General features: G+C 67.7%; 8 protein-coding genes and 2 pseudogenes. 5 read left to right on the plus strand and 5 right to left on the minus strand.

Translation table 11 applies throughout. The features are described from left to right. Nucleotides 1-57: 57 nt before the first annotated feature. From IMZ11_RS13300 to IMZ11_RS13320, 5 genes and pseudogenes are all read right to left on the minus strand, one after another. Nucleotides 58-513: a pyridoxamine 5'-phosphate oxidase family protein gene (locus IMZ11_RS13300; protein ID WP_228641218.1), complete on the minus strand. Its 456-nt coding sequence runs from the start codon at nt 511-513 to the stop codon at nt 58-60. A 168-nt stretch (nt 514-681) separates the two neighbouring features. After that, a complete protein-coding gene (locus tag IMZ11_RS13305; protein ID WP_374462264.1) occupies nt 682-1,314 on the minus strand; it encodes a glyoxalase in 633 nt (210 codons plus the stop codon). Then, nucleotides 1,314-1,778: a helix-turn-helix transcriptional regulator gene (locus IMZ11_RS13310; protein ID WP_228641238.1), complete on the minus strand. Its 465-nt coding sequence runs from the start codon at nt 1,776-1,778 to the stop codon at nt 1,314-1,316. Before IMZ11_RS13310 ends, IMZ11_RS13305 begins: the two co-directional genes overlap by 1 nt. A 66-nt stretch (nt 1,779-1,844) precedes the next feature. Next, nucleotides 1,845-2,123, minus strand: a pseudogene (locus tag IMZ11_RS13315) (excinuclease ABC subunit UvrA); the annotation flags it as partial. A 14-nt stretch (nt 2,124-2,137) separates the two neighbouring features. Continuing rightward, entirely contained in the window at nt 2,138-2,548 is a 411-nt protein-coding gene (locus tag IMZ11_RS13320; protein WP_228641222.1) for a VOC family protein, read from the minus strand. 304 nt (nt 2,549-2,852) lie between these two features. Here IMZ11_RS13320 and IMZ11_RS46690 point away from each other — a divergent pair. The 5 genes and pseudogenes from IMZ11_RS46690 to IMZ11_RS13340 all read left to right on the plus strand — a co-directional run. Next, nucleotides 2,853-3,029: pseudogene (locus tag IMZ11_RS46690) on the plus strand (nitroreductase family protein); the annotation flags it as partial. An 81-nt stretch (nt 3,030-3,110) separates the two neighbouring features. Then, entirely contained in the window at nt 3,111-3,407 is a 297-nt protein-coding gene (locus IMZ11_RS46695; protein ID WP_374462265.1) for a hypothetical protein, read from the plus strand. A 42-nt stretch (nt 3,408-3,449) separates the two neighbouring features. Then, complete coding sequence (locus tag IMZ11_RS13330) at nt 3,450-4,082, plus strand: TetR/AcrR family transcriptional regulator (protein ID WP_228641226.1); 633 nt, start codon at nt 3,450-3,452, stop codon at nt 4,080-4,082. Between the two features lie 2 nt (nt 4,083-4,084). Next, complete coding sequence (locus IMZ11_RS13335) at nt 4,085-4,525, plus strand: thioesterase family protein (RefSeq protein ID WP_228641228.1); 441 nt, start codon at nt 4,085-4,087, stop codon at nt 4,523-4,525. Nucleotides 4,526-5,031: 506 nt separating this feature from the next. Then, nucleotides 5,032-7,003 (plus strand): DNA-directed RNA polymerase subunit beta (locus IMZ11_RS13340; RefSeq protein WP_228641231.1); only part of this gene is annotated, 1,972 nt, incomplete at its 3' end.

Here is a 7,003-nt window from a genome sequence, read left to right on the forward strand (position 1 = left end):
AGAATGATCGGCACTCGCGGGGTGCGGTTCCTCCCGGCGAGCCGACAGGTGCGGAGGTCAGCCGAGCCAGCGGCCGTCGCGCATGAGGTCGCGTCCCCGCAGCTCGTTCGCCTCACGCCAGGCCTGGACGCGCCGCGGCCGGATCAGGAAGTACTGGTAGGGCTCGTCGAGCTCGCGCGGGTCGAAACCGGTCTTGGTCGCGAACGCGTCGCCCGTCTTGGGGGCGACGTCGGCGATGTCCACCGGCTCGGCGGTGCCGTCGACGACGACGACGTCGCGGGTCGGCCCGAGGCTGAGTCGCACCCGGCCGTCCGCCAGCAGGTTACGGCCGGTGACCGAGGCGCGCGGCGTCGAGATGAGGAACGCGGTCCCGTCCCAGAGATACGAGAGCGGGATGAGGTGGACGCCGCCCGGGGATCCCGACGTCGCGACCCAGAGATCGACGTCGCTCTCCAGTTTCGCTCGAGTGTCCCGCAGCCTCTCCTCGAATCCGCGCGGCGGCGCGCCCGTCATGCTTCCTCCAGTCACTTCGTGAGGAGCCCTTCCTTCAGGTGACGGGCTCCGTCGGTCATCGGCCGGTTCGGCGTACGTGTGTACGTATCCGCTCGGCAGCCGGCACCGCCCCGCGCCCGGCGGCTGTCTCGTGGTCGGCGACCAGGCAGGGCAGGCAGCGGTGACACGTCAGGGCGTGAGTGCCGGTGACGCGGCCTCCCATGCGAACCCGTCCGGGTCGGTGAAAGGCCCGGCATCGCCACCGATCACGAGCCGGTGCGATCCGGTGCCGTCGGGAGAGACGCCGACGTCCTTGGCAAGGGCACGGCGCCTGTACAGCGCCAGCTTGACGGGACTCGACCCAGCGGCGAATTCGACGTACATGCGGCCGAAGCTCTTCGCCACGACAAGGCCCTGGTCGACGTAGAACCTCTTGCTCGCGGCCACGTCCGCGACTCCCAGCAGGAGCACGATCTCGTCGATCTGCCGGGTGGCGGGGCCGGTGTCCTTCTTCGCCGAGGTCGCGATCTTCCAGATCGTCCCGTCCGGGGCTTGTACGACACCGCCGTAGCCCCAGAGCGACTTCGCGGCAGGCTTCAGCGCCGTGGCGCCGGCGTCGAGGGCGGCGTCGATGAGGCTGTTGACGGTGGCCGGCTGGGACACCGTGAGCGCCAGTGTGAACCCACGGAAGCCGGTGGTGGGTGCCTCCGAGGCCCGCAGGCGTATCTGCGTGTCCAGACCGAAGGCGGCGGTGTAGAAGCGGTTGGCGGCCGTGGGGTCGGCCACGTCGAGGGTTACGGATTCGATGGATGCCATGGTCATCACGCTAGTTGCGGCTCGGTGACCGGCGCTTCTTGATTCCTGACCGGTCGTGTCACCTGTTTTGCGACACACGGCGGCATCCCCGCCGTAGCGCCCGTTGCGCGGCGCCGGTAGGCGCTGGGCGACATGCCGACCAGTTCGGTGAAGCGGGTGCTGAAGGTGCCCAGCGATGAGCAGCCGACCGCGAAGCAGACCTCGGTGACGCTGAGGTCGCCGCGACGCAGCAGCGCCGTCGCGCGCTCGATGCGACGCGTCATCAGGTACGCGTACGGCGACTCGCCGTAGGCCAGGCGGAACTGGCGGCTGAGGTGCCCGGCCGACATGTTCACGCCGCGGGCGAGCGCCTCGACGTTCAGCGGCTGCGCGTACTCCCGGTCGATCCGGTCGCGGACGCGGCGCAGCCGGGCGAGGTCGCTCAGGCGGTGTGCCGTGGTGCGTGCGAGCCCCCACGAGGGGTGACACATGAGATGACTCCTTTTCATCGATGTTCGCGAGCACCTGGGTCGCATGCCGAAGTAGGCGGCGAGGCGCTCGATGGCGATGACCGGCTTGCCGGAGTCGACGAGCCGGTCGAGCGGGCCGAGCAACTGCTCGACGGCGGCGGGACGGAGGCCGGTGGTCGGCTCGGCGAGGATGCGGACGCCGCCCTTGTGTGCGGCCCGCGTGCGCGCCTCGGCCTCGGCGGCCGACATCGCGAACACTTCTGCGATGGTGCGGCCGCCGAGGGAGCGGTCGAGGACAGCGGCCTGGAAGCGCCGGCCGCCGTATTCTTCGCACGTGGTCGCGACGCCGGCCATCATGGCCGAATCGATGACCGGACGGCTCAGCGAAGCTCCTGGATGCGGACCAGGTTGCCCGCGGGATCGCGGAAGGCGCAGTCACGGATGCCGTACGGCTGCTCGGTCGGCTCCTGGACGACCTCGGCGTCGCCTGCCTGCACCTTTTCGAAAGTGCCGTCGAGGTCCCGGGTGGCCAGCAGGATCCAGCCGTAGGTGCCCTTGGCCATCATCTCGACGATGGTGCGGCGCTCGTCCTCGGTGATCCCGGGGTCGGCGGCCGGCGGCGCCAGGAGGATGGACGTGTCGGGCTGGCCGACGGGGCCGACCGTGATCCAGCGCATCTTGCCCTGTCCGACATCGCTGCGGACCTCGAAGCCAAGGGTGTCGCGGTAGAAAGCCAGGGACGCGTCAGGGTCGTCATGCGGGAGGAAGCTCGTATGAATGGTGATGTCCATGGCCATCAGGCTAGGCGCGGCTCCGTGACCCGCGCTTCTCGATTCCTGCTCGATCTGACCACCTGCTTCGCCACACACGGTCGCATCCCCGCCGTCGCGCGTACCGCCTGACGCCGCGTCGCCCAGGATCTCCCCAGCCGTCTCCCAGATGATCACAAGCCGGGGCGGCGCCCACCGGTCGCCGGGCCGGCGGCTCTCCAACCGCTCGACCTAGGTACGCCCGCAGGGCGATCGTCGAGGTTTCGGCGGGGTCACGGGCGACGGCATAGACACGTGGCCCGGGGAGTTGTGGTGGTTTGTGACCATGGATCAAGATCTCCGGCTGGAGCTGCACCCGCTCCTGGCGGATCGGTTCAGCCCGTACCAGTTCGACCCGGCCGGCGTCATCGATGATGAGATGCTCCGGTTGCTGTTGGAGGCTGCGCGGTGGGCGCCTTCTGCGGGGAACTCCCAGCCGTGGGGATTCTTCCCGGTCCGCCCTGGTGAGTCCGACCATGCGCGGGTCACCCGGTTTCTCGCACGTAGCTCGGCGCGATGGGCGTCGAACGCAGGGCTCTTGATCGTGAATTTGACTCGGCGGTTCGTCGACGACACCGACTTGGTCTATTCGGAGTTCGCCGACTACGACCTCGGACAGGCCGTGGCACACCTGACGGTGCAAGCACAGGCGATGGGACTGACGTGCCATCAGTTCCGCGCCTTCGACAGGGACGGTCTGATCGGGGAACTGCGGCCGAACCCAGGCTGGGTGGTCATGTCGATGACGGCCGTCGGGGCCCCGGCCGATCGCGGGCAGCAGGTGCGGTGGCGGCGCAGCGTGGCCGAGCTGCGCGGCGATCCATGGAGCGAAGACCGCTGATTCAGATATACAAACGATCGGTCGTTAATGTAGTTTGTGCCCATGACACAAGACGGTCGGCGGCTGCGCGGGTTGCGCAGCCGCGAGGCGATCCTCGAGCAGGCAGTGGGCCTGGCCTCCGTCGAAGGGCTGGACGGACTCTCCCTGGGACGGCTGGCGACGGCGACCGGCACCAGCAAGTCCGGATTTTTCGCCCATTGGCGTGACAAGGAGCAACTACAGCTCGACGCCGTGGACTGGGCCGGCCGCCAGTGGGCCGAGCGGGTGGTGGCGCCCGCCATGCAGGCGCCAGCCGGGGTGCGACGGCTGTTCGCGCTGCACGAGGCGCGGCTGAGGTTCTACGGGGAGGGCGTGCTCCCCGGCGGGTGCTTCTTCTTCGCCGTCCAGGCCGAGTTCGACGACCGTCCCGGCGCGGTGCGCGATCGCGTCGCGCGCGCCCTGCGCGAGTGGCAGGAGTTCATCCGGCGGCAGGTGGCGCAGGCCATTGCGCTGGGCGAGCTGGCCGAGAGCGTGGATGTGGCTCAGCTCGCGTACGAGATCGACGCGCTCGGGGAGATGGTGATCATCCACTCTCGGCTGCACGACGGGCCGGCCTCCCTCGTCCACGCCCGCCGCGCCGTGCTGCAACGTCTGCGCGCACTCTGCCCCGACCCGACACTTCTCCCGGAGGATTGATCATGACTGAAGACGGCGTGCACGAACCGGTCCAGGTGCATTTCGACGATCTCGACGCCATGGGCCTGTTGCACAACTCCCGGTACGCCCTGCTGGTCGAGCGGGCGATCGGCGCGTACTGGCAGCGCCTGGGCTGGGCGCCGGATCCGGTCCGGTCGGCCTTCAAGGACGTTTTCCTGGCCGTGCGCGAGTTCAAGGTGACCTACCACGTGCCCATCGCGGGGGCGGGCGAGCCGCTGGTGCACTTCTGGATCGAGCGCCTGGGCCGCACGAGCGGCGTCTACGGCTTCCGCGTGCTGTCGGCCGATCGGGCGGTGGTGCACGCCGAGGGCTATCGCGTCAACGTCAATCTGGACCCGGCCACACTGCGGCCCATGCCATTCAGCGACGAACTGCGTACCGCCGCCGAACCCCTGCTCCACAGAACAACGGCGGCGTGCTGAGGCCTCGCTGGATCGCCGGCCCGGCGGCCGACCAACCGGGTCCACTGGTCGCCGCGCTGACGGACTACCGCATGAATCGACACGCCGGACCAAGCCGCCACCTTGTGCGCCCTCCACTCGGGTCGATGCGATGAGCCCCGAATTCGCTCCGCGTGACTCCGCGAGCGGCACGTCCAACGCCACGGCACATTACTGCCGCGTCCAGTAACGCGCAGTCGGCCCTGCGGAGCCCGAATATCCATCCGCGTAGGTTGTGGGCGTGGTGGGCTATCCCGTCCCATGGCGGGTGTCGACGCGTGCCGCGACCGTAAAAAGTTGACGAGGCCATTCCGGCTGTGGGACGCTGAACCCGGCATTGAGGTTGACGCTTTAAGTACGTTTGGACTTGCGTTTGTCATTTGCGTTACGCTGCTCCCTCGTGCCGTCTATTTGCGTCCTCGGATTTCGCCCGGGGCGTTTGGCGTGCGCGCAGTCGATTCCATCCGTGCTCTCCGGAAGGACATTCGTTGGCAGCCTCGCGCAGCGCCTCCGCCGTACCCGCTGGTCCCCGTCGCGTCTCTTTCGCGCGCATCCAGGAGCCCCTTGAAGTTCCTGACCTTCTGGCCCTGCAGACCGAGTCGTTCGACTGGCTGCTCGGCAACGAGAAGTGGAAGGCCCGGGTCGAGGCGGCTCGCCAGGCCGGGCGCAAGGACGTTCCGGCCCAGTCGGGCCTCGAAGAGATCTTTGAAGAGATCAGTCCGATCGAGGACTTCTCCGGAACCATGTCCCTGTCGTTCCGCGACCACCGGTTCGAGCCGCCCAAGTACTCAGTCGATGAGTGCAAAGACAAGGACATGACCTACTCCGGCCCGATGTTCGTGACGGCGGAGTTCATCAACAACACCACCGGTGAGATCAAGAGCCAGACGGTGTTCATGGGCGAATTCCCGCTCATGACCTCGAAGGGCACTTTCATCATCAACGGCACCGAGCGTGTCGTGGTCTCCCAGCTCGTCCGTTCGCCGGGCGTCTACTTCGACCGTTCGGTCGACAAGACCACCGACAAGGACCTGTTCGGCTGCAAGGTGATCCCGTCGCGGGGTTCCTGGCTGGAGTTCGAGATCGACAAGCGCGACAGTGTCGGCGTCCGCGTCGACCGCAAGCGCAAGCAGCCCGTCACCGTGCTTCTCAAGGCACTGGGATGGACCAACGAGCAGATCCTCGAGCGTTTCGGCCGGTACGAGTCGATGCGGGTGACCCTGGAGAAGGACCACACCTCCGGCCAGGACGACGCCCTGCTCGACATCTACCGCAAGCTGCGTCCGGGTGAGCCTCCGACCAAGGAGTCCGCGCAGACACTGCTGGAGAACCTGTACTTCAATCCCAAGCGTTACGACCTCGCGAAGGTCGGGCGTTACAAGATCAACAAGAAGCTCGGCGTCGACGCCGACATCACCCAGGGCACCCTGACCGAGGACGACATCGTCGCGATGGTCGAATACCTCGTGCGGCTGCACGCCGGTGAGGAGTCGGCGGGCCTGCCGCTGGAGATCGACGACATCGACCACTTCGGCAACCGTCGCCTCCGCAACGTTGGCGAGCTCATCCAGAACCAGGTCCGTCTGGGCCTGGCCCGCATGGAGCGGGTCGTGCGCGAGCGCATGACCACGCAGGACGTCGAGGCGATCACGCCGCAGACCCTGATCAACATTCGCCCGGTCGTGGCGTCGATCAAGGAGTTCTTCGGTACGTCGCAGTTGTCGCAGTTCATGGATCAGATCAACCCGCTGGCCGGTCTGACGCACAAGCGGCGTCTGAACGCGCTGGGCCCCGGCGGTCTGTCGCGTGAGCGGGCCGGCTTCGAGGTCCGTGACGTGCACCCGTCCCACTACGGCCGGATGTGCCCGATCGAGACCCCTGAAGGCCCGAACATCGGCCTGATCGGCTCGCTGGCCTCCTACGGTCGGCTCAACGCCTTCGGCTTCATCGAGACGCCGTACCGCAAGGTCGTGGACGGGAAGGTGACCGACCAGATCGACTACCTGACCGCCGACGAGGAAGACCGTTATGTCAAGGCGCAGGCCAACACGGCGTTCAACCCTGACGGGTCGTTCGCCGAGCCGCGCGTCCTGGTCCGCACCAAGGGCGGCGAGACCGAGCTCGCCCGTGCAGAGGAGGTCGACTACATCGACGTGTCGCCGCGCCAGATGGTGTCGGTGGCCACCGCGATGATCCCGTTCCTCGAGCACGACGACGCCAACCGGGCGTTGATGGGCGCGAACATGATGCGCCAGTCGGTGCCGCTGCTCAAGAGCGAGGCGCCGCTGGTCGGCACCGGCATGGAGTACCGCGCGGCGACCGACGCGGGCGACATGATCAGCGCCGAGAAGGCGGGCGTGGTCGAGGAGGTCTCCGCCGACTACATCACGGTCATGAACGACGACGGCACGCGCACCACCTACCGCGTCGCGAAGTTCAAGCGCTCCAACCAGGGCACCT

The organism is Microtetraspora sp. AC03309, assembly GCF_020826795.1.
Taxonomy (GTDB): Bacteria; Actinomycetota; Actinomycetes; order Streptosporangiales; family Streptosporangiaceae; genus Microtetraspora; species Microtetraspora glauca.